Here is a 20,127-nt window from a genome sequence, read left to right as displayed (position 1 = left end):
CTCGTACGAAGAAAACGACACAAGCTATGGAAAACCATTTATCTGTAAAAAATGCAATGGCAATAGTACTGACCTTACTGTTGCCATTGGGCCTACAGGCTAAGCACATCATTGGTGGTGTGATGACCTACGCCTGTTTGGGTGATGACACTTATGAAATCACACTGAAGATTTACCGGGATGGCAACTGTACAGATTGTGCAGACTTTGATGCGCAGGCTTTCATCGCCGTATACAACTGCTCAGGGAATTGCTCCGGCCAAACTCAGGCCAACCCTTTCCTGGAAATCAATGCGCCACTGTTGAGTGTAACGGATGTGGAACGCCCGGATTACCCCTGTCTGATCCCACCGAATGTAAAAGTAGAGGAAGGGCTTTACCGGTTCGAGCTGCAGCTGCCTCAGTCGCCGGAAAGTTACTTCATAGCTTATCAGCGGTGCTGCCGTAATGTGACGATTTCCAATATCATTGCGCCCGGCGACACCGGTTCTACCTTCTTTACCGAAATTACGCCACAGGCCCAGCAGGTATGCAACAACAGCCCCGTATTCAATGAATTTCCTCCAATTATTATTTGTGCGGGGGCTCCTTTGGAATTTGACCATAGTGCCACCGATGTGGATGGGCATCAGTTGGTGTATAGTTTGTGCTCTTCCTACGATGGTGGCGGCAACCTGCTCACCGATCCGCTTTACCTGACCTGTGAGGGAGCGCGCCCAGGCCCGGCCTGCCCACCACCTTACAATACGATCAATTTTCTGGGGCCGAATTTTACGCCCACTCAGCCGATGGGGCCGGAAGCTAACTTACAGATCGATCCTAATACCGGTTTATTAACGGGCACGCCAATTAATCTGGGGCAGTATGTCGTGGCAGTCTGCGTGCAGGAATTCGATGCTACGGGTAATTTGCTGAGCACGACGACCCGGGATTTCCAGTTTAATGTAGCGCCCTGCGACCCTACAGTAGAGGCTGTTGTGGGAGCTGCAGACCTGAATACCGACCAGGAGTACGTGATTGTATCCTGTGGTCAAAATACGGTTAGTTTTACCAATGAAAGTTTTCAGGAATCTTTTATTGAAACCTACAACTGGTCTTTTATGGTGGAGGGGCAGGAAGTATCGTTTAGCGACTGGGAACCCGCTATCAACTTCCCGGATACAGGGACCTATTTTGGCAACCTAATCCTCAACCCCAATACGCAGTGCGGCGATACCGCCGATATACGAGTGATCATCTACCCTGCCATAGAGGCTGATTTCAGCTTTGACTATGATACCTGTGTTGCTGGCCCTACGGTCTTTACGGATGCCTCTTTTTCCGGCAGCGGGCAGATCACGGGTTGGTCATGGACATTTGGTGACGGAGGTACGGCCGGCGACCAGAATCCGGTTTACACCTATGCCACCCCAGGTAATTTCCCGGCAACCCTCACCGTCACAGATATCAACAATTGCCAGGATACCTATACCTTGCCCATTGAGTACTTTCCCGTACCAGAGCTTATTGTGATTGCCCCTAGTGACTTTACAGGTTGCGCGCCTGCGGATATCTTTTTTAATAACCTTTCCACGCCCATTAGTGAGGCGTACGATATTACCTGGGATTTTGGAGACGGAGGAGTGGACAGCGTGATCAGCCCCACTTATACCTACGAAGCCCCGGGGACTTACACGGTGAGTATCGATATTGTGTCCCCAATCGGGTGTCAGATTGATACTACCTTTGGTGACCTTATTACCATATTGCCATCGCCTGTAGCGGGCTTTTCGTTTACACCTGACCGCCCGAGCAACCTTGAGCCATTAGTCAGCTTCTTTGATGAATCGACCGGTGCTACCCGCTGGTCCTATGACTTTGGGGACGGCAATCAGTCCATTGCTCCCAGCCCTACCCATGAGTTCCGGGACACGGGCGTATACGAGGTACGGCAGATTGTCACGCACCCCAGTGGATGCCAGGACACGCTGGTACAACTTCTGGACGTTATTCCGCAGGTGCGCTACTTCCTGCCCAATGCCTTCACCCCCAACCAGGATGGCCTGAATGATGAGTACCTGGGTACCGGTGTACTTGAGGGGGCGACCAATTTCCGAATGATTATCGTTAATCGCTGGGGGGAAACGGTTTTCGAAACCAATGACCCCTTTGATGGCTGGAACGGTCGTAAACTTAATACGGGGAATTTTGTGCAAAACGGAGTCTATATGGTGTTGGTAACCTTTACCGGGCCCAGGGGGGATAAGTATGAGTATAAGAGTACGGCTACGGTTATTCGGTGATGGGCCTGTGATAGGTTGATTTGTTTTGCAGTGACCGCCCCGGTAACATGCCCCCGCTCGCAATCCGTGCAAATCCGTCCAATCCGTGTTCCAACCCGCCACGTGCGACATGGGTACACTGATGACGCTGATCTGACTGATCACACTGATCTGCCCAACGAGACCCGCCACGCTGGAGGGCCATCCCGGGAATCAGTGCAAATCCGCGCAATCAGTCTAATCTGTGTTCCAACCCTCCACGTGCGACATGGGTACACTGATGACGCTGATCTGCTCAACGAGACCCGCCCCGCTGGATGGCCATCCCGGGAATCCGTGCAAATCCGCGCAATCCGTCCAATCTGTGTTCCAACCCGCCACGCACGATAATAGTACACTGATGACACTGATCTGACTGATCACACTGATCTGCCCAACGAGACCCGCCACGCTGGAGGACCTTCCCGGGAATCCGTGGAAATCTGCGCAATCCGTCCAATCCGTGTTCCCACCCGCCACGTACGATGATAGTACACTGATGCCACTGATCTGCCCAACGAGACCCGCCCCGCCGGAGGGCCATCCCGGGAATCCGTGCAAATCTGCGCAATCTCTCCAATCTGTGTTCCCACCCGCCACGCACGATAATAGTACACTGATGACGCTGATCTGACTGATCACACTGATCTGCCCAACGAGACCCGCCCCGCTGGAGGGCCATCCCGGGAATCAGTGCAAATCTGCGCAATCAGTCTAATCTATGTTCCCAACCCTCCACTTTATCAACACCAAAAAACGTAGCTTAGCAGCAAAAAATGCTACCCAGCCAACGCCACCTTTTTGACCTTCCTGACGATGTAGCCTATTTGAATGGTGCCTATATGTCTCCGCAGTTGCATGCAGTAGAAACCGCCGGTATCAAAGCCCTAAAGCGCAAAAGCCAGCCCTTCAATATCCAACTGGAAGACTTTTTTGAGCCCGTACAGGCTCTTCGGTTTGCCTATGCCCGCCTTATCAACTGCCCGGAGCCGGGGCGCATAGCCATCATACCTTCTGTCTCTTATGGAATGGCTGCCGTTGCACAAAACCTGAAGCTGCAGCCCGGAGATAATATCATCCTCACACGGGAGCAGTTTCCGAGTAATTACTATGCCTGGGAACGGGTAACGGAAGCGCATGGGGCTACAATTCGGATCGTAGACCCACCCCGGGAATCCCCCAGGGGGCAAGCCTGGAATGCGGCAATACTGGATGCGATTGACGAAAGGACAGCTATGGTTGCCATTGGACAGGTGCATTGGGCAGATGGTACCCTATTTGATTTGAAAGCGATACGGAAACAGGCAACGGAGGCGGGCGCCTGGCTCGTCATTGACGGTACTCAATCGGTAGGTGCTTACCCGTTTGATGTGGAGGAAATTCAGCCTGATGCGCTGATTTGCGCGGGCTATAAGTGGCTCATGGGGCCTTACAGCATTGGCCTGGCATATTACGGTCCGGCACTTGATGATGGCTTACCGGTGGAGGAAAACTGGATCAACCGGGTAGACAGCCACGACTTCCGCAATCTGGTAAATTACCAACCGAATTACAAACCACTGGCTGCCCGTTATAATATGGGTGAGCAAAGCAACTTTATCCTGGTCCCTATGATGAAAGCGGGCGTTGACCAGTTACTGGAATGGGGCACTCGCGGTATTCAAAGTTACGCCCAGTCACTATTGAGACCAGCGCTCCGGGAGTTGGAAGCACTCGGCTGCACGATGGAGCCGGAAGAACAGCGGGCACATCATCTCGTGGGCGTTCGCCTGCCTGCCGGGGCTGACATGAATCTTTTCCGGGAGCGGCTGCAGGAAGAACAGGTGCACGTTTCCATCCGTGGCAATGCCATTCGGGTATCCTGCCACCTGTACAATGAAGCGCAGGAAGTAGAACGCCTGATGAAATGCTTTAAAGCGGTGATTGGATAAGCACCGGCAACCTGCACCGGATTACAACAGATTCAACCAGTCCACACCATTCCGGACCTCTGCCGGCTTTGGCATACGCCCGTCGCGCATCAGCTCCTGAATGGCACAAAGTTCCTGATCCCGGAACAGGGAGAGCGTGGCGCTAATGGCTCCGTCCTCTATGTAGTGCACCAGAAAGCTATCGCCATCGAGGTCGCCCTCGACAATAGTCTCCTCAGGGCTGGAAGCATGGCCAACGTAACCCAGAATTTTGTCTTGCTGAGCCGACCAGAAGAAAGGGACCGCCTCGTAAGGCTCCCCGGCTCCTGCCATATTTTTGCCTGCTATCCGCCCCTGCTGAGCAGCGACTTTCCAGTGTTCAATCCGCTGGTTTTTGCCATTCATCGGGGGAGCGGCGATGTCCCCGGCGGCAAAGAGGTTTTCCTGAACGCGGAGGAAGGGGTCGGTATGCAGGCTGCCATCGGATTGCAGCAGATTTTCAGGGAGAAAACCAGTATTCGGCTGTACGCCAACGCCCATGACCAGCAAATCGGCATCCAGTTCTTCTCCGTTTTCCATTTTCACCTTCTCAACCTGGCCGTTGCCTTCAATCGCTTTGACATTTTGCCCCAGATGAAAATGAACGCCCGCATCGCGGTGCCATTCCTGAATACGCTGACCAACTGCATCTCCCCATATGTGCGCAAAGGGTAAGTGTTCAGGTGCAACGACGTGAACCTCACAGTCCAGTTTTTGCAGGCTCATGGCTGCTTCCATGCCTATGAAAGAAGCGCCGACAATAAAAGCTTTCTTTGCTGACCTGCCCGCCTTGAGAAGCGCTCGGCTATCTTTCAGGCTGCGTAGCGTGTGTACATTCTTCAGGTCTGCACCTGGGATATTCAGCTGCCGGGGCCGGGCACCTGTGCAAATCAATAGCTTATCATAGGATACTGGTGCGCCAGATTTAAATTCGATCTTTTGGACCTCCGGATCCACTTTAGTGACGCGATGCCCCTTCATAAGTACTATACCGTGCTTTTTATAGAACGCAGCGTCCCGCAACGGCATCCACTCCTCCGGCGCTTCGCCCTGCAGGTAATCTTTACTGCAATTGGGCCGGTCGTAAGGCACCTCTTCTTCCGCAGAAAACAAGACGATGCGCCCGGTGAAGCCAGCTTCGCGCAAGCCTTCCGCAGCGTAAGCGCCCGCGGCACCACCTCCGATGATGGCATAAGTGGCTTCGTTGCTCACTTCCGGTTTTGCCATTGGGTTTGGGGTACGATCAGAGGTCTCTTCCGGAATGTCCACCCAAATTTCACTGCCACGCAGTTCTACTTCGTAAGCAGGCAGGCCATCAATACCCGGCGCTTCGACGTGTTGCCCGGTTTTTGCATCAAAACAAGCATGATGCCAGGGGCAAACCAGCCGGCTGCCGTTCAGGATGCCATCGGCAAGAGGAGCACCGTAGTGGGTACATTTTGGATAAAGGGCGGAGATTTCGCCATCGACATTAGTCAGCAGGACTTCCTGATCACCAGCCTTGACGGCCTTAAGGTTACCGGGCTTTAATTCATCGGCTTTGAGTACATAATACTGCATGGTAGGGAACGGTTTAAATTACGCTTTTGGAAAGCATAGCCCCCTGCCGATGTTCACTCGTCAGTGCTTTTTAATGTTCGAACATTAGGAATTCGCCGGATTTGGTATTTTCTGAATGGGCGGCCCAACCTTAGTGGCACCACTCAGGCCGGATTGATGCTGCTCCAGCCATTGGTAGGCATCTCCGATGGTAACCGCTAATGGCGTCTGTGGCATTTGCAACTCCGCTACGGCTTTGGCCGGGCTAAAGTATTGCCCATCACAGGAAATACGGGCAATAGGAAGAGATATCATGGGATCGTACCCTAATCTTGGAGCAAGGAGAGAATGCAGCCTCCCGTAGGACAATACCAAAGGAGAAGGGATCCGGAAACGAGGGGGTTTGGCTTCCAGAGTTTGGCCAATCAGCTTAAACAGGTCAGCGTAGGTCAGGTTTTGATGCCCCGCGATATAGCTTTCGCCCACCCGGCCCATTTTTAGTCCATTACAAGCAGCTGCAGCCACATCTCTGGCATCCACAAAGTTCTTACCCCCACGGGTGAAAAAAGGCAGTGTCCCCTGAACTACTGCCAGGAGCATTGCACCTGAGCTTGGCTTACTGTCGTAGGGGCCAAACATGAACGTTGGGCAGACCAGCACTGCCGGCAGCCCCTGCTCCCGGACCGCTTTTTTCACCATTTGGTGAGCCCGGTATTTCGAGTCTATGTAATCCAGCCCGTACCGATGCCCGTCAAAGACTCCGGTTTCGTCCCCGGGATTTTCCAGTGTCCCTTTTGAGAAACTGGCTGCTGAACTGATGAACACCACGCGCCGAACGCCATGCTTCAGGCAGGAGGCTATGATGTGTTGGGTCCCTCTGACATTCACAGCCACCGTAGCTGCTGACCGGGAAGGCCAAACCGAAGTACTGGCCCCGGCGTGTATGACGTAATCGCAGCCCGCTAACGCCCGGTCCACTTCCGGCGCATTCAACAAGTTGCCTTTTGACAATTCTACAGGAAGGCCCTTCAGTACAGGAGATTGGGAAGACGGGAGCTGAAGAACGCGGACCTGATAGCCCTGACGGAGCGCCCGGCGTACAATATTTGCGCCAAGCAGTCCGTCCGCTCCGGTAATCAATACTTTCAAGATAACGGGGTTTTGTTTTTTTGATGGCCTAAAGATAGCCATTTCAGAGCACAGAAACGCACGACCACTGACATTCCTCATTGCCCACCTCCCAAAATAGCCTCAACTTTTGCCTGAAGGTATGGAACAACTTCCATATCAAACCAGGGATTCCGGCTCAGCCACCGGTTGTTGAGCGGAGAAGGGTGCGGCAAAGGCAGCACTCCGGGGCCATACTCCCGAAAAGCGCGGACTGTTTCCGTCAGGTTGCGTTTGCGGTTAGCCCCCAGGTAATACTGCTGCGCATATTGGCCGATGTAAAGCGTAAGTGCTATTTCAGGCATCATACGTAACAAAGCCGCATGCCACTGAGGGGCGCATTCCGGGCGGGGCGGCAGGTCACCTGTTTTCGCTTTACCCGGATAGCAAAAGCCCATCGGCAAAATACTAAAGCAGGTTGGGTCGTAGAACGTGGCTTCGTCTACATTCAGCCATTGCCGGAGGCGCACCCCGCTGGGATCGTAATAAGGCAGGCCCTTTTCATGCGCTAACCGCCCCGGAGCCTGGCTGATCAGAGCAATCCGCGCTTCCGGGTGTACGGCAAATATAGGACGGGGAGGCACCGGCAAAGCAGCTTTGCAAATCCGGCATTGACGTACCGAAGCCCGAAGTGCCTGTATCATAAATTCAGGTTTTGACCCTACCTGTACTAACATCAGCCGGGGTCATCTTGTTACATTAATGTTGCAGGGTTAAAAACCTGCATATACAAAATCATTACTAACCAACTTAAAGCAACAACCTCATGAAAGAAGATTGGGTAAAAGTATTCGAATCCAGAGAAATTCTGAAAACCAAACTGGTCGAAGATGCATTAAAACAGCAGGGCGTCGAAAGCCATATTCTCGAACGGCCCGACAGTGCCATCCCTTCCCTGGGCGCAGCTACGCTGTATGCACCTCAGGACAAAGCACAAAAGGCACTGGAAATTATCAGGACCATTGATTTTTCAGCTGTAGAAGAAGATTAATCCATATGACAAAAAGCAAAGAGAACTGGAATTCACTCAACTCTGAAGAGGAGCGGGTCATCGTGCATAAAGGTACAGAACGCCCCTTCACCGGAGAATACGACAACCACAAAGCGCCTGGCGTCTACGTTTGCCGACGTTGTGAGGCACCGCTTTACAAATCGGAGGACAAGTTTTCCTCCGGGTGCGGATGGCCTAGCTTCGATGATGAAATACCGGGAGCGGTAAGGCGGGAAACGGATGCCGATGGCCGGCGGACTGAGATCCTCTGCGACAATTGTGGCGGGCACCTCGGGCATGTCTTCATTGGAGAGCGGCTTACGCCAAAAAACACCCGTCATTGCGTGAATTCCATTTCCATGAAGTTTATCCCGCAGGAAGAATGGGACAAGCAACAGCAGTAGCCACCTTTGCCTGTGGCTGCTTTTGGAGCAAAGAGTACTTTTTCAGCAAAGTCCCCGGTGTGGTCGCGACCAGAGTAGGCTACACCGGAGGGCACCGCTCTTCTCCCACTTATCAGGAAGTTTGCACCAAGACTACCGGGCATGCAGAGGCGGTGGAGGTTCATTTCGATACTTCCAAAATTCGCTATGAAGACCTCGTTCGTTTTTTCTTTGAAATGCATGACCCCACTATCGACCGTCGGGATAGAGGCGGGCAATACCGCTCTGCCATATTCGGTCATACCCCTGTGCAGCTGACCGTTGCCAGATCCTTGAAAGCTGAATTAGAGGCGAAGGGGTATAATGTCACGACGGAAATTGAACCTGCAAAACAGTTCTGGCAGGCAGAAGACCGGCATCAGCAATACTGCCGGACCAGAGGTTTCACTCCCAAATCCTACCACAAAGACCGCTGGGGTCACAACGTTTGACCAGTCAGAGCCAGTTGCGCCGCCGGAAATAATAAATTAGAGCACCACTGATCATTAGCATCAGGCCCCAGAGGTAGTAATAGCCATATTCCCAGTTCAGTTCCGGCATGTGCTCGAAGTTCATCCCGTAAATGCCTGCCAGGAAAGTCAGTGGAATGAAAATTGTTGAGATGATGGTCAGCACCTGCATGATACTGTTCATTTTGAAGCTGATCTCGCTAAGGTAAAGGTCATACAAGCCATTCATCATATCCCGTATCGTATCGATGCTCTCCATAACCTGCACGACGTGATCATAAAGGTCACGGACAAAGACGTCTGTCCCTTCCGACATGAGCGGGCTATCGACCCGGGAAAAAGCACCGATGGCGTCACGCAACGGGGCGATAGCCTTCCGGAGGGTTATGGTTTGCAGGCGGAGGTTGTGAATCTTCCCTTTGCTGTCCCGGTTGGCGTTTGCAAGAATTTCTTCCTCAAGGTTATCGAGGATGAGGTCGATGCGGTCCAGCAGCAAATAATACTGGTCCACGATATTGTCAGCCAGCGCATAAGCCAGGTAATCCGCTTTACGCTTTCTGATTTTGGCCCGGCCGGAGTGGATACGCTCCCGGACGCCGGGGAAGAGGTCTGTCTCGTTTTCCTGAAAGGACAGCACGAAGCCATCGCCTGCGAAAATCGCGACTTGCTCCGTTTGGATACGTTGCTGCTCTTCGTCGTAAGCCAGTGCCTTGAGGATGAGAAAGAGCCCGTTTTCGTAATCTTCAAATTTGGGGCGTTGCTGAGTATCCAGAATATCTTCCAGAGCCAGTGGGTGCACCCCAAATTGCTTGCCCAGCTGTTCGATGAGGGCCACATCGTGCAATCCGCGTACATCGTACCATTTGACCATTGCTGGTTCCTCTGACACCGGGATTCGCCCCTCTGCCTTTTGTTCGCGGGCTTCGCCTTCCATGCTGTATTCCACCAGGGTGACCTGCGCCTCTTCCAGTTTTTTCTGCCCTGTGAAGATCAGGCTACCGGGTGCCAGCCCGGTATTTTGCCGCTTTTTTTTCCGGGGCTTTAGCTTAAGCGCTGCCTTTGTACTAATTTTGGGTAAACTCATGGTGGTAAAATAATTGAATTCTTTAAAAATACAATCCACCAGCCCAATAATCACCAGCCTAGTGCCTCAAGTCATAGATCTCTGATACTTAAGTTGAAGTTATTTTTCGACTAATCAAGGCGAAGGTTCGCGACTTTAGCCCGAGCTAAAGTCGCGAACCTTCAACGAAGAGTAGGCGGAAAAAAACGAAACTTGGGGTGTCAAGGATTTATGGCTTGAGGCACTAGACCATTACTGATCAAAAAAAACACAGAAAATGAGTGCAACGAACAGGCCCCCTGCTTTGTCTGTCGAACAATTTGAAACCACTGCCAACCTTGCAGGCACGCTCGTGTTAGATGGGCGGGAGAAAAGCTTGTTTAGTGCCGGCTTTATTCCCGGTTCCGTATTCATCGGGCTGGAAGGCAACTTCACTTACTGGGCAAAGCACGTACTGCCTGATCCATCGGTTAAGCTCCTGCTTGTTGTGCCGGAAACGCAGGTAGCGGATGCTTCGCAATTGCTCCGGGAAGCCGGTTTTAACAATATAGAAGGCTACCTGGAAGGCGGTTTTGAAGCCTGGCAAGCTGCAGGCAAACCGGTTGATGAAGTCCCGACGCTTGATGTAGCCCGGTTTGCTGCCGACTTCAAAGGCGGGAAAGTAGCTCATGTGCTGGACGTACGTCGTCCTGATGAATTCAGGGAAAGCCATATTTCCGGAGCGCAACTACTCCCACTGGAAGTTTTGCGCGACCGCATTCAGGAAGCAGACCCGGCCAAAGCCTATCACCTGCACTGCCGCAGTGGCTACCGTTCCACTATTGCCGCCTCCATGCTCAAAGCCAGGGGTAGTGCGACAGTAGTCAATTTACACGGTATGATTGACGAGGTCTTTGAAGCAGGTGTGCCGTCAGAATAAATTATACACAGACTCTATTTTGAAGCAGTTTATACCTATCCTGGACTGGCTGCCCAGGTACAAACGCAGCTATCTGAAAGGGGATGTTCAATCCGGGCTCACCGTAGCCATTATGCTCGTGCCTCAGGGCATGGCCTATGGGCTGTTGGCCGGACTACCCCCAATTTACGGGCTGTATGCGAGTTTATTCTCGCTGGTCCTCTATGCTGTTTTTGGTACTTCCCGTGAGTTATCCGTCGGGCCGGCGGCTATTGTTTCCATGCTGGTTGCGGCTGGTATTTTCAGCCTGGGGGAAGACCTGAGTACAACAGAAATGGTCAGCATAGCCGTCTCCATAGCGCTTTTGGCGGGCATAATGCAGTTTTTGTTGGGTGTCTTTCGGCTGGGTGTGCTGGTCAATTTTCTATCTCATCCGGTTATTGCAGGCTTTGCCTCTGCAGCTGCCTTTATCATTGCCTTTAGCCAGTTGAAGCACCTTTTGGGCATTCCGCTACAGCGTAGTAATAATATTTTTGTGCTGGCCGGAGATGCGATTGAGCACATTGGCCAGCTGCACTGGATTACGCTCGGTATTAGCGTGGTAAGCATCATCATCATTCAGGGGCTAAAGCGCATCAGCAAAGCCATTCCCACTGCCCTGATTGTTGTGCTTTTCGGCACCCTGGCGGTGGTTGGCTTTAACCTCGATCAGCAGGGCGTTGCAGTCATTGGCAAAGTGCCGGAGGGGCTGCCTCCTTTTGCCTGGCCTGATTTATCGGCAGACCGCATCCTGAGTATCTGGCCCATTGCAGTGACCATTTGCATCATCAGTTTTATCGAATCGGTAGCTATTGCCAAAACCATGGGCAGGCAGCAGAGCAGCCCACGCATTGATCCCAATCAGGAGCTGATTGCACTGGGCATTACTAAAATTGGAGGTGCTTTTTTCCAGGCTTTTCCAACATCGGGGAGTTTTTCCCGCTCAGCTATTCATGTGGAGTCTGGGGCAAAAACGGGGATTTCATCGCTCATTAGCGCCCTGATTATCGTTCTGACGCTTCTGTTTTTTACTGAGTGGTTTTATTATTTGCCCAAGGCGGTATTAGCAGCGATTATCATTTCGGCGGTGATCAACCTGGTAGACTATAAGGAAGCCCGTCACCTTTGGTCGGCTGACCGGAGGGATTTCTGGACCATGCTGACCACTTTTGTTGCCACGCTCCTGCTGGGTATTCAGAATGGGGTGCTGATGGGCGTGCTGCTTTCGCTGGCCATTATGGTTTACCGTAATTCCCGGCCCCACATCGCGGTGCTCGGGCAGTTGCCCAATTCCCGCCGTTACCGCAGCATCAGCCGGTTTTCCAATGCGCGGCAGCACGAAGAGGTACTCATTGTGCGGTTTGATGCGCAGCTGTATTTTGGCAATGCCGATTATTTTAGGGATGAGATTGAGCGGCTCGTTGCCCGGGAAGGGAGAGCGCTTCAGCTTTTCATCCTTGACGCTTCGAGCATTCATGATATTGATACCACGGGAGCAGAAGCGCTGGGTGAAGTCATCGAGATCCTGCAGGGCCGGAATATTCGCTTTTTCATCTCAGGTGTGGTTGGCCCGGCAAGAGATGCGCTCTCCCGGCACGGGCTCATGCAGGTGATTGGCGAGCGCAATCAGTTCATCCAAATCCATGATGCAGTGGAGTATTACCACACCGCTGCTGACGCTGCGGATAGCAGTTGGACACCAGATGCGTTGCAAACCAATGAGCCTAAAAAGAAAAAGCGGAAATAACTTAGACTATGTTTGGAGCGGGTTCGTCATGAAAATCAAGGAATTGTGGTTCTGGCTAAATCTTTTTTAGCGCGTTTGGCGGGTCAAATAAGCTAAAAAAGATGACGCCAGGTTCATAAGTCCTTGGTTTGCAATAGGAGTAAGCTCCAAACATAGTCTTACATTTACCTAAAAAGAAATATGGCCAGACCACTACTCCTTTTCGCGCTGTTGGCTGTGCTGTCAGGCACAGTATCTGCTCAGTTAACAACCTATTACCCTGCTAAGGTATGGCTCAAAAACGGAGAACGCCTTACCGGCGAAATTGAAAAGCCAGACTGGAAAAAAGGTACCAAACGCCTGCTCTACCGCAGCAGCTCTGACCCCGAGCCTCAGTTTCTCAACACGGCTGACATCAACAAGGTCATACTTATGGAAGATAAGCTGGAGCGCCGCTACCTGAGCCGGTCTGTCCAAAGGCTTTACCTCCCCGATACCATGCCGGTGGGCGACACCTTGCTGTACGTGCAGGACACTCTGCTCCTGCAGGCGGTGGTGGAAGGCACACTTGGCTTTTATTACCACGAAACACCGGGTGGCCGGCCGTACTATTTTTTGGAGAAAGATGAGGTCTATACCCAACTCGTGGAGCACAGCTATAACCGGGTCGGGAGCGGACGCCGTATCCGGATGAAACACGACCGGTGGAAAGAGCAGCTCCGCACAGCGATGTCTGACTGCCGGCCTGCGCGGACGAAAATTGACAACATCAATTTTGGTGATGAGGCAGTCAAACGCCTGTTTGTGCAATATAACGAATGCGGAGGCCGCAAACGGCTCGATTATGAGCTGGAATATAAAAAAATGACCCTCCGCCCGGGAGTGCTTGCCGGCAGTGCCTTCACCCGTATCAGTACCCGCGACCGCATTTTCCGGGATGTAAACACTGGAGGCTTCACGCCCAGAATTGGTGGCAGCCTGCTCATCCTACCCTTCCGCGGCGACGGGCGGTCGGGCTTCCTGATTGAAGCGCTTTATGCCCCATTCCGAACTACCGATGACTTCGATAACTTTGAAGCGGATGTGGATTACCTGCAACTGAATTTAGGCGTACGCAACAGTGGTATTGCCACGGTATTCGGTAGCATCTTCGCCGGCTTCAGCATTTCCAGGCAAATTGGCAGCCCGGTACGGCTCAACCTCACAGAACGTGTACTGCAGCCCACACAGATTGGGCTCTTCGGAGGATTTAGCGTAAGCGGTGAAAAGGTGGAAGTAAGCCTGTGCTATGAGCTGGATGATATTGGCTTATTCTCGCCCAATGCGCCCTTTTTCTACGTTAGCAGCCTCAGCCTTATGGCCGGTTACCGCTTTTGATATTCCAGCTCTCCGGCCTTTACGGGAGCGTTCAGGTGATTTTCCAGGGGCGGTATCGGGCAGTTGTACCCATCGCTGTAAGCGCACCAGGGATTGTAAGCCTTATTGAAGTCGATAGTGAGCTTGCCATCCTGAATATCGGTTGTACTAATGTCCATGTAACGGCCGCCCCCGTAGGTCTGCTCGCCATTTGTGGCGTCCTTGAAAGGAATGAACAAATGATCGCGGTACTGCGGCATACGTATGAGGCGAAGGCTTTGGTAAACCGACAGTTGCAAAGTGGTGTCTTTGAGCCGGAAGGTCGCAGTACCATACTTTACATAGGGTTGGGTGGCGCCGCTGTAGGTCGGCATTTCAAAAGGTTCCGCATCGGTAGCCCGCTCAAATGCTGCGGTGACCTTAAAAGCGGTATCCGGCGGGTAGAAGCGTAATTTTTTCACGCCCTTCCGATCGAGGGGTGCGCGCTGATCTTCCAGGAACTCCCTTTTGTAGTGCTTCCGGTGTTTCCGGATACTTTTGGCAAAAGCTGCATCCGCCTGCCCCCAGGTGCTCAGTGGCAGAAGGAACAGACAGGCGAATACAGCAAGCAGGTTTCTTATTGTTATCATACTTTAGGCTCTTCTTTGACCGCGTTGCTACGGACTTTTTCCCAGGCCCAAGCCGTACGCATGATGTCATTGACGTCCCGCTGAGGCTGCCAGCCCAGTTGGTCAGCGGCTTTTTTGTAATTGGCATAAATAGCTACCACATCGCCCGGGCGGCGGGGGCCTACGCGGTAGGGCAGGTCTTCGCCCGTCACTGCCATGAAGGAATTCAACGCTTCAAGTACCGTTACGCCCTCACCGATACCGAGGTTGAAAATTTCAACCGAGCCTTCCTGTTTGCCGGCGATTACATACTGCAGGGCTTTGGTGTGGGCATTTGCCAGGTCCATTACATGGATATAGTCGCGAATGCAGCTGCCGTCCCGCGTGTCGTAATCGTCGCCGAAAACCACAAGTTCCTTACGCTTGCCGATGGCTGCTTCGGTAATAACGGGTACGAGGTTGGAAGCAGGTGTGGTAGGAGACTCCCCCATTTTAGCACTTTCGTGCGCACCCGCCGGATTGAAGTAGCGCAGGAGGATGTTATTGTGCCTGGGGTGGCGGTGGGAAAAGTCCTGAATGATCTGCTCCCCCATTTGCTTGGTACGGGCATAGGGGGACTCAGCCTCTTCCAAAGGCGTATTTTCGGTTACCGGCAGCTCGGAAGCGTTGCCGTAAACCGAGCAGGAAGAAGAGAAGATGATATTGGGCACCTCGTAACGCACCATACAGTCGAGGACATTGATGAGGCTGTTGAGGTTGTTGCGGAAGTAGCGGATAGGCTGATCCACCGACTCTCCTACGTGCTTCAGGGCGGCGAAGTGGATGACCCCGACAAGGTCACTGTGCTCCCTGAACATCGCTTCTGTGGCTTCAAGGTCACAGAGATCGATAGCGTAGTTTTTTACGCGGCGCCCGGTGATGGTTTCGATCCCGTCAAGGACTTCTTCACTGGAGTTGCTGAGGTTGTCTGCTGAAATGACATCAAACCCATTATCAATAAGGTCAACAATGGTATGGCTGCCGATATAGCCGCAACCGCCGGTCACTAAGATTTTGTGCATGGGGCAAGTGGTTTAACAGGTGGATAATTCAATGACAAAGAATGGAAGCCCTTTGGTGGCTGCCGGTTTTCGACCTACCTTTGTGCCCTGAAGGATGGGCGGTGCCCCGTTCAGGAATAATCAGGCAGGGTTGGCTTAGTGTTGTCCTTGCCATCCAAAGGTAAGCGAAAATAACAATGGATAAAAAAGAACTTGCACAGGAAGTTGTACAAATCGCCCGTCATGCCGGGGCGGCCATCATGGCCATTTACAGTAAAAAAGACCTTGGCGTAGAGCTGAAAGCGGACGAATCCCCTTTGACACTGGCAGATCAGGCGGCCAATGAAGTCATCTGCCGGGCGTTGGAAAAGCTGTCTGTGCAGTACCCCATTATTTCGGAAGAAAACAAGGCGGTACCCTATGAGACCCGCAAAAATTATGATTACCACTGGCTGGTGGACCCTCTGGACGGGACCAAGGAGTTTATCAAGCGCAATGGGGAATTCACCGTTAACATCGCGCTCATTCATGCGGGCAAACCGGTAATGGGCGTGGTTTATGTGCCTTGCTTTGACGAAACCTACTGGGGAGCAGAGGGCGTTGGTGCCTTTCTGGAAGCGAACGGGAAAACGACCAGGCTCGAAGTGCCAGCCTTCAAACTGGCTGATGAGGGGTTGAATGTAGTCTGCTCCCGGTCTCATCTCAATGACGACACCCAGGCCTTTGTAGATAAGCTGAAGAATCCGTCCCTGGTCCCCACAGGCAGTTCTCTGAAGTTTCTGATTATTGCCAAAGGGGAGGCGCACGTCTATCCGCGCCTGGGGCCAACGATGGAATGGGATACGGCTGCGGCACAGGCCGTACTGGAGCAAGCTGGTGGTTCGGTCATCGATGAAGAAACGAAGCAGCCCCTGCGCTACAATAAGGAGAATCTGCTCAATCCGTACTTTATTGCCTACGGTGGATTACAGCAGTAAGCGACCCAACCCCTGGAAAACCCAAGACTGTCTATAGAGACAAATAAAGGTTCATGCCCATTGATTTCAAGGCACTAAAGCAAGGTCCGTTCCCTCAGCCGGTCCACCATCAGTGGCTGGGCATGGCCTGTCTCATTGCAATGATGGTGGGTATGATGACTTCGGCAGAGGCACTGATCAGCATTGCCTTTATTGCGCTGGTTTGCAATGCGGTACTCAACCGGCAGCTTCCGCAATTGTGGAAACAATTCATCCGGCACCCGGCCCTACTGGGGATTACCGGTATTTTTCTGGTGTATGCGCTGTCCGGGCTTTATTCTGAAAATACGGCTTACTTGTTCCGCAGGCTGCGCACTTCTTTGCCTTTGCTGCTGCTGCCCTTTGCTATTTTATCAATTCCGCGGCTGGAGCGCAGGTCTTATTATAGCTTGCTGTACCTGTTTTTCCTGCTTACCCTGGCGGCCTGTCTGGCAGTTGTGTACAATTACCTGACCGACTATGCTGCTATCACAGCTCTCTACAAAAAAGGACAGGTGATGCCAACGCCCATGCGGCATATCCGGTTTAGCCTGACTGTAGCTCTGGCTGTAGCGGGAGGTTTTTACCTGTCCGCCCGTCGTTTTTGGTGGTGGCATCCGGCAGAGCGCTACCTGTTGACTGGTGGCAGTTTATTTATGATTGCCTTTCTGCACCTGTTGGCTGTAAGAAGCGGCCTGCTGGCACTCTACCTGCTGGCTGTATTTGCCCTCGTACGGCTTATTGTAATACAGAGGCAGTTTTGGCTTGGAGCCAGTGTATTGGTGACCGCAGCAGGCCTGGCCTACGCTGCTTTTCAATATGTCCCGACGCTGCAAAACAAGGTGAATTATACCCGTTATACCATCCATTTGCTGATTCACGGCGGAGAAATCAAAGAATTATCTGACTCTCAGCGCCTTGGCTCTATAAATGCCGGGCTGTCTATGGCCAGGGCTCATCCATGGATTGGGGTAGGGCTGGGCGATATCCGTGAAGCGGCAGAAACTTACTATGAAAAGAACGCTCCGGGCCTGGCCGGCCGGCAGTTACTCCCTCACAATCAATATATTTTTGTACTTGGGGCAACCGGAGTGCTAGGGCTGGTTTATTTTTTGCTGGCCACCTTTTATCCTCTGCTGTACGGGCACGGTTACCGGGATATCTTCTGGACGGCCTTTCATATTGTTGTGCTCCCTTCCTTTATGGTAGAGCATACCCTGGAAACGCAGTTTGGCCTGACGCTTTACCTGCTGTTTGCCCTTATGGGCATCCGGTATATTGATACGCAAAGCCCACGCTGATTATTTGTATTCTTAGCCCGGCAAAGTATATTGCATCCTGCAAACAAAAAACAAAAGATATGATCCGCCTCGAGCACCTCGGAATTGCGGTTAAAAACCTGGAAGAGAGCAATGAGCTCTTTGAAAAAATCCTGGGCCGCCCACTATACAAAGTAGAAGAAGTCGAATCCGAGCATGTCAAAACTGCCTTTTTCAAAATTGGAGAGTCCAAGATAGAGCTACTGGAAGCCACAGCTCCGGAGAGTGCCATTGCCAAGTACGTGGAAAAGCGGGGCGAAGGGATTCATCACGTTGCCTTTGAAGTGGAAGACATCTACGCCGAAATGGAACGACTGAAAGCAGAAGGATTTCGACTGCTCAACGAGGAGCCCAAGCGTGGTGCGGACAACAAGCTCGTCTGCTTTGTCCATCCTAAAAGCGCGAATGGCGTGCTGCTGGAACTTTGCCAGGAAATTAAGGAGTAGCGCCTTTAATCCGGTGCAATAATTTCCATAGCGACATGGGCGGGAGTGGTCCCTATGTTGCCCCCTATATCGTGGGTACGATTAAGGCGGTGCACTCCTTTGATGTAGCGTATGGAGCCGGTAAGGGAGCGCAGGACAATACTCTCAGTAGTAACGCCGCCACGCCGGTCGAAGTGTACGCCGTCCAGAAAAGAAGATGGAGTAATGCCGGTGGCTGCAAAGAAGGTATTATTGGACCGGATGAGGGTATCGAGGGTAAGCACTTCTTTTAACTGCACCCCATCCTGCTTAAGCTGCCGCTTCTCCTCCACCCGCTGTGGTGCCCGCATGCACTGCATCCCACCGCCCAGTGCTTTTACAGCGGCAGCGGCGATCACCCCTTCCGGAGTGCCTCCCACGCCCATGAGTACGTCAACACCGGTGCCAGGTACTGCTGCCATCAGCGCACCGATAACATCGCCTTCTGCGTGAAGCGTAATGCGCGCGCCGGTCTGCCGGATTTCCTCAATGAGGGACATGTGCCGGGGTTTGTCGAGCACGAAAACGGTAAGGTCTTCCACATTACGGCCCAGGGCTTCAGCTATATTGTAAAGGTTTGAAGAGGGCGACTTGGTAATGTCGATGGCGTTTTTGGCTTCTGCCTCCACCACAATTTTGTTCATGTAAAAACTATTACCCGGGTCCCACATGCTGCCTTTATCCGCTACGGCTATGGAGGTAATGGAATTCGGCCGCCCTTCCGCCAGTAAAGTCGTGCCTTCCACCGGATCAACGGCGACATCGACTTCCGGCCCTTCGCCATTCCCCACTTGCTCTCCATTAAACAACATGGGGGCTTGATCTTTTTCGCCTTCACCTATGATGACCGTCCCCCTCATCTCTACGGTTTTCAGGAAAGTGCGCATAGCATCTACGGCCGCCTGATCGCCCGCATCTTTCTTGCCCATGCCCATGTATCGGGCAGCAGCAATGGCGGCGGCTTCAGTGGCACGGACCAGCTCCATAGCCAGGTTGCGGTCGGCACGCGGTATCATTTGTTCAGACATAGGTTACGCTTTTATTGAGGATAAAGATAGGGAAGTCAGGCGAACGCTACTGTGCGGAATATCACTACAGCGCCAGTAATTCCGGAAATCGGTCTATAAAATAATCCGGGGCCTCCGTTTCAAGCTCTTTTCGGGAACGGTAGCCGTAAGTGACTGCGCAGGTAGGCATACCGGCGGCCTTTGCGGCTTCTATGTCATGGGTGGAGTCGCCCACCATAAGTGCCCGGCCGGCCGGCACCTGTAGTTGCTCCATGATGCGGTGGAGACCTGCCGGATGAGGTTTGAGTGGATAGGCATCCGGATTAGCGCCCTGCACGATGTCCATGAGCGGAGCCATATCCAGGGCTTCCGCAATTCGCCCGGTAAAGTGCTGTAGTTTGTTGCTGTAAATGGCGGTCTTTTTGGGCTTCAGTGCCCGCAGGGTGTCCATAACGCCGGGGTAGGGCTTGGTTTTGGTCACAAAATGCTCAGCGTAGTACTCATCGAAGTGCGCTTTTGCGGTGCGCAGGGTGTCGGGATCGTCTGTGCCTGCCGATTCTTTCAGCAAATAGGACAAGCCGCTTCCCAATAAAGGCGGCAAGTCTTCATAGGACAGAGTTGGGCGCCCCAATTGCTGCATAGCGTGGTTCACGGCATCCGCCAAATCGAAGCGGGAGTCCACGAGCGTGCCATCCAGGTCAAAAACGATGAGGTCAATGGTGTCTAAAAAAGCCATGCAGTGGTGTTTTGATGGGCTAAAATACAGGAATTATT

The 20,127-nt window shown here is 52.5% G+C and carries 19 protein-coding genes; 11 read left to right on the top strand and 8 right to left on the bottom strand.

Annotated features, from left to right (window positions below; translation table 11 throughout):
* Positions 1 to 56 precede the first annotated feature (56 nt).
* Entirely contained in the window at positions 57 to 2,282 is a 2,226-nt protein-coding gene (locus tag ACO08I_RS24020) for a PKD domain-containing protein (protein ID WP_282784297.1), read from the top strand.
* Between the two features lie 794 nt (positions 2,283 to 3,076).
* Positions 3,077 to 4,231, top strand: coding sequence for an aminotransferase class V-fold PLP-dependent enzyme (locus tag ACO08I_RS24015; RefSeq protein ID WP_421947341.1), 1,155 nt, complete (start codon positions 3,077 to 3,079; stop codon positions 4,229 to 4,231).
* Positions 4,232 to 4,252: 21 nt separating this feature from the next.
* Here ACO08I_RS24015 and ACO08I_RS24010 read toward each other — a convergent pair whose 3' ends face one another.
* The 3 genes from ACO08I_RS24010 to ACO08I_RS24000 all read right to left on the bottom strand — a co-directional run bounded on the left by ACO08I_RS24010 (position 4,253) and on the right by ACO08I_RS24000 (position 7,599).
* The gene (locus ACO08I_RS24010; RefSeq protein ID WP_421947340.1) at positions 4,253 to 5,809 is read right to left on the bottom strand and encodes an FAD-dependent oxidoreductase; all 1,557 of its coding nucleotides are present in this window, start codon (positions 5,807 to 5,809) and stop codon (positions 4,253 to 4,255) included.
* Between the two features lie 84 nt (positions 5,810 to 5,893).
* Positions 5,894 to 6,937, bottom strand: a complete 1,044-nt coding sequence (locus ACO08I_RS24005) for an NAD-dependent epimerase/dehydratase family protein (RefSeq protein ID WP_421947339.1) — start codon at positions 6,935 to 6,937, stop codon at positions 5,894 to 5,896.
* A gap of 77 nt (positions 6,938 to 7,014) precedes the next feature.
* Entirely contained in the window at positions 7,015 to 7,599 is a 585-nt protein-coding gene (locus tag ACO08I_RS24000; protein WP_282778149.1) for a uracil-DNA glycosylase family protein, read from the bottom strand.
* A gap of 122 nt (positions 7,600 to 7,721) precedes the next feature.
* Between ACO08I_RS24000 and ACO08I_RS23995 the strand changes: the two genes are divergently transcribed.
* The 3 genes from ACO08I_RS23995 to msrA are packed head-to-tail and all read left to right on the top strand — an operon-like array spanning position 7,722 to position 8,820.
* A complete protein-coding gene (locus ACO08I_RS23995) occupies positions 7,722 to 7,946 on the top strand; it encodes a hypothetical protein (protein ID WP_044215624.1) in 225 nt (74 codons plus the stop codon).
* A 5-nt stretch (positions 7,947 to 7,951) separates the two neighbouring features.
* Positions 7,952 to 8,350, top strand: coding sequence for a methionine-R-sulfoxide reductase (locus ACO08I_RS23990; RefSeq protein WP_044215626.1), 399 nt, complete (start codon positions 7,952 to 7,954; stop codon positions 8,348 to 8,350).
* Positions 8,329 to 8,820 carry a peptide-methionine (S)-S-oxide reductase MsrA gene (gene msrA / locus ACO08I_RS23985; protein ID WP_282778147.1) on the top strand — a complete coding sequence of 164 codons (492 nt, stop codon included), beginning with the start codon at positions 8,329 to 8,331 and terminating at the stop codon, positions 8,818 to 8,820. The genes ACO08I_RS23990 and msrA overlap by 22 nt, the downstream gene beginning before the upstream one ends.
* 4 nt (positions 8,821 to 8,824) lie before the next feature.
* On the opposite strand, the gene corA is transcribed toward msrA, so the two are convergent.
* Positions 8,825 to 9,922: a magnesium/cobalt transporter CorA gene (gene corA / locus ACO08I_RS23980; protein WP_282778146.1), complete on the bottom strand. Its 1,098-nt coding sequence runs from the start codon at positions 9,920 to 9,922 to the stop codon at positions 8,825 to 8,827.
* 256 nt (positions 9,923 to 10,178) lie between these two features.
* On the opposite strand from corA, the gene ACO08I_RS23975 reads away from it, so the two are divergent.
* From ACO08I_RS23975 to ACO08I_RS23965, 3 genes are all read left to right on the top strand, one after another.
* Positions 10,179 to 10,820 carry a rhodanese-like domain-containing protein gene (locus ACO08I_RS23975; RefSeq protein ID WP_421947338.1) on the top strand — a complete coding sequence of 214 codons (642 nt, stop codon included), beginning with the start codon at positions 10,179 to 10,181 and terminating at the stop codon, positions 10,818 to 10,820.
* A gap of 19 nt (positions 10,821 to 10,839) precedes the next feature.
* Complete coding sequence (locus ACO08I_RS23970; RefSeq protein WP_421947337.1) at positions 10,840 to 12,585, top strand: SulP family inorganic anion transporter; 1,746 nt, start codon at positions 10,840 to 10,842, stop codon at positions 12,583 to 12,585.
* A 180-nt stretch (positions 12,586 to 12,765) separates the two neighbouring features.
* Entirely contained in the window at positions 12,766 to 13,941 is a 1,176-nt protein-coding gene (locus ACO08I_RS23965; RefSeq protein ID WP_282778127.1) for a hypothetical protein, read from the top strand.
* Here the strand turns inward: ACO08I_RS23965 and ACO08I_RS23960 are convergent.
* Complete coding sequence (locus ACO08I_RS23960) at positions 13,929 to 14,549, bottom strand: DUF1684 domain-containing protein (RefSeq protein WP_421947336.1); 621 nt, start codon at positions 14,547 to 14,549, stop codon at positions 13,929 to 13,931. The two genes, ACO08I_RS23965 and ACO08I_RS23960, sit on opposite strands and share 13 nt — an antisense overlap.
* The gene (galE, locus tag ACO08I_RS23955; protein WP_421947335.1) at positions 14,546 to 15,589 is read right to left on the bottom strand and encodes a UDP-glucose 4-epimerase GalE; all 1,044 of its coding nucleotides are present in this window, start codon (positions 15,587 to 15,589) and stop codon (positions 14,546 to 14,548) included. Before galE ends, ACO08I_RS23960 begins: the two co-directional genes overlap by 4 nt.
* A gap of 176 nt (positions 15,590 to 15,765) precedes the next feature.
* On the opposite strand from galE, the gene cysQ reads away from it, so the two are divergent.
* From cysQ to mce, 3 genes are read left to right on the top strand one after another with little or no spacing between them, the layout of a single operon-like run.
* On the top strand, positions 15,766 to 16,545 hold the full coding sequence (cysQ, locus tag ACO08I_RS23950) for a 3'(2'),5'-bisphosphate nucleotidase CysQ (RefSeq protein ID WP_044215639.1): 780 nt from the start codon (positions 15,766 to 15,768) through the stop codon (positions 16,543 to 16,545).
* Between the two features lie 53 nt (positions 16,546 to 16,598).
* Positions 16,599 to 17,864: an O-antigen ligase family protein gene (locus tag ACO08I_RS23945; RefSeq protein WP_282778120.1), complete on the top strand. Its 1,266-nt coding sequence runs from the start codon at positions 16,599 to 16,601 to the stop codon at positions 17,862 to 17,864.
* A 59-nt stretch (positions 17,865 to 17,923) separates the two neighbouring features.
* The gene (gene mce, locus ACO08I_RS23940) at positions 17,924 to 18,328 is read left to right on the top strand and encodes a methylmalonyl-CoA epimerase (RefSeq protein ID WP_282778118.1); all 405 of its coding nucleotides are present in this window, start codon (positions 17,924 to 17,926) and stop codon (positions 18,326 to 18,328) included.
* A 5-nt stretch (positions 18,329 to 18,333) separates the two neighbouring features.
* Here mce and glpX read toward each other — a convergent pair whose 3' ends face one another.
* Positions 18,334 to 19,374 carry a class II fructose-bisphosphatase gene (glpX, locus tag ACO08I_RS23935; protein ID WP_282778117.1) on the bottom strand — a complete coding sequence of 347 codons (1,041 nt, stop codon included), beginning with the start codon at positions 19,372 to 19,374 and terminating at the stop codon, positions 18,334 to 18,336.
* A gap of 64 nt (positions 19,375 to 19,438) precedes the next feature.
* Positions 19,439 to 20,089, bottom strand: a complete 651-nt coding sequence (locus ACO08I_RS23930; protein ID WP_282778115.1) for an HAD family hydrolase — start codon at positions 20,087 to 20,089, stop codon at positions 19,439 to 19,441.
* Positions 20,090 to 20,127: the final 38 nt, after the last annotated feature.

Source organism: Phaeodactylibacter xiamenensis (genome assembly GCF_965229835.1).
Lineage (GTDB): Bacteria > Bacteroidota > Bacteroidia > Chitinophagales > Saprospiraceae > Phaeodactylibacter > Phaeodactylibacter xiamenensis.
This window is presented reverse-complemented; position numbering and strand designations above follow the sequence as displayed.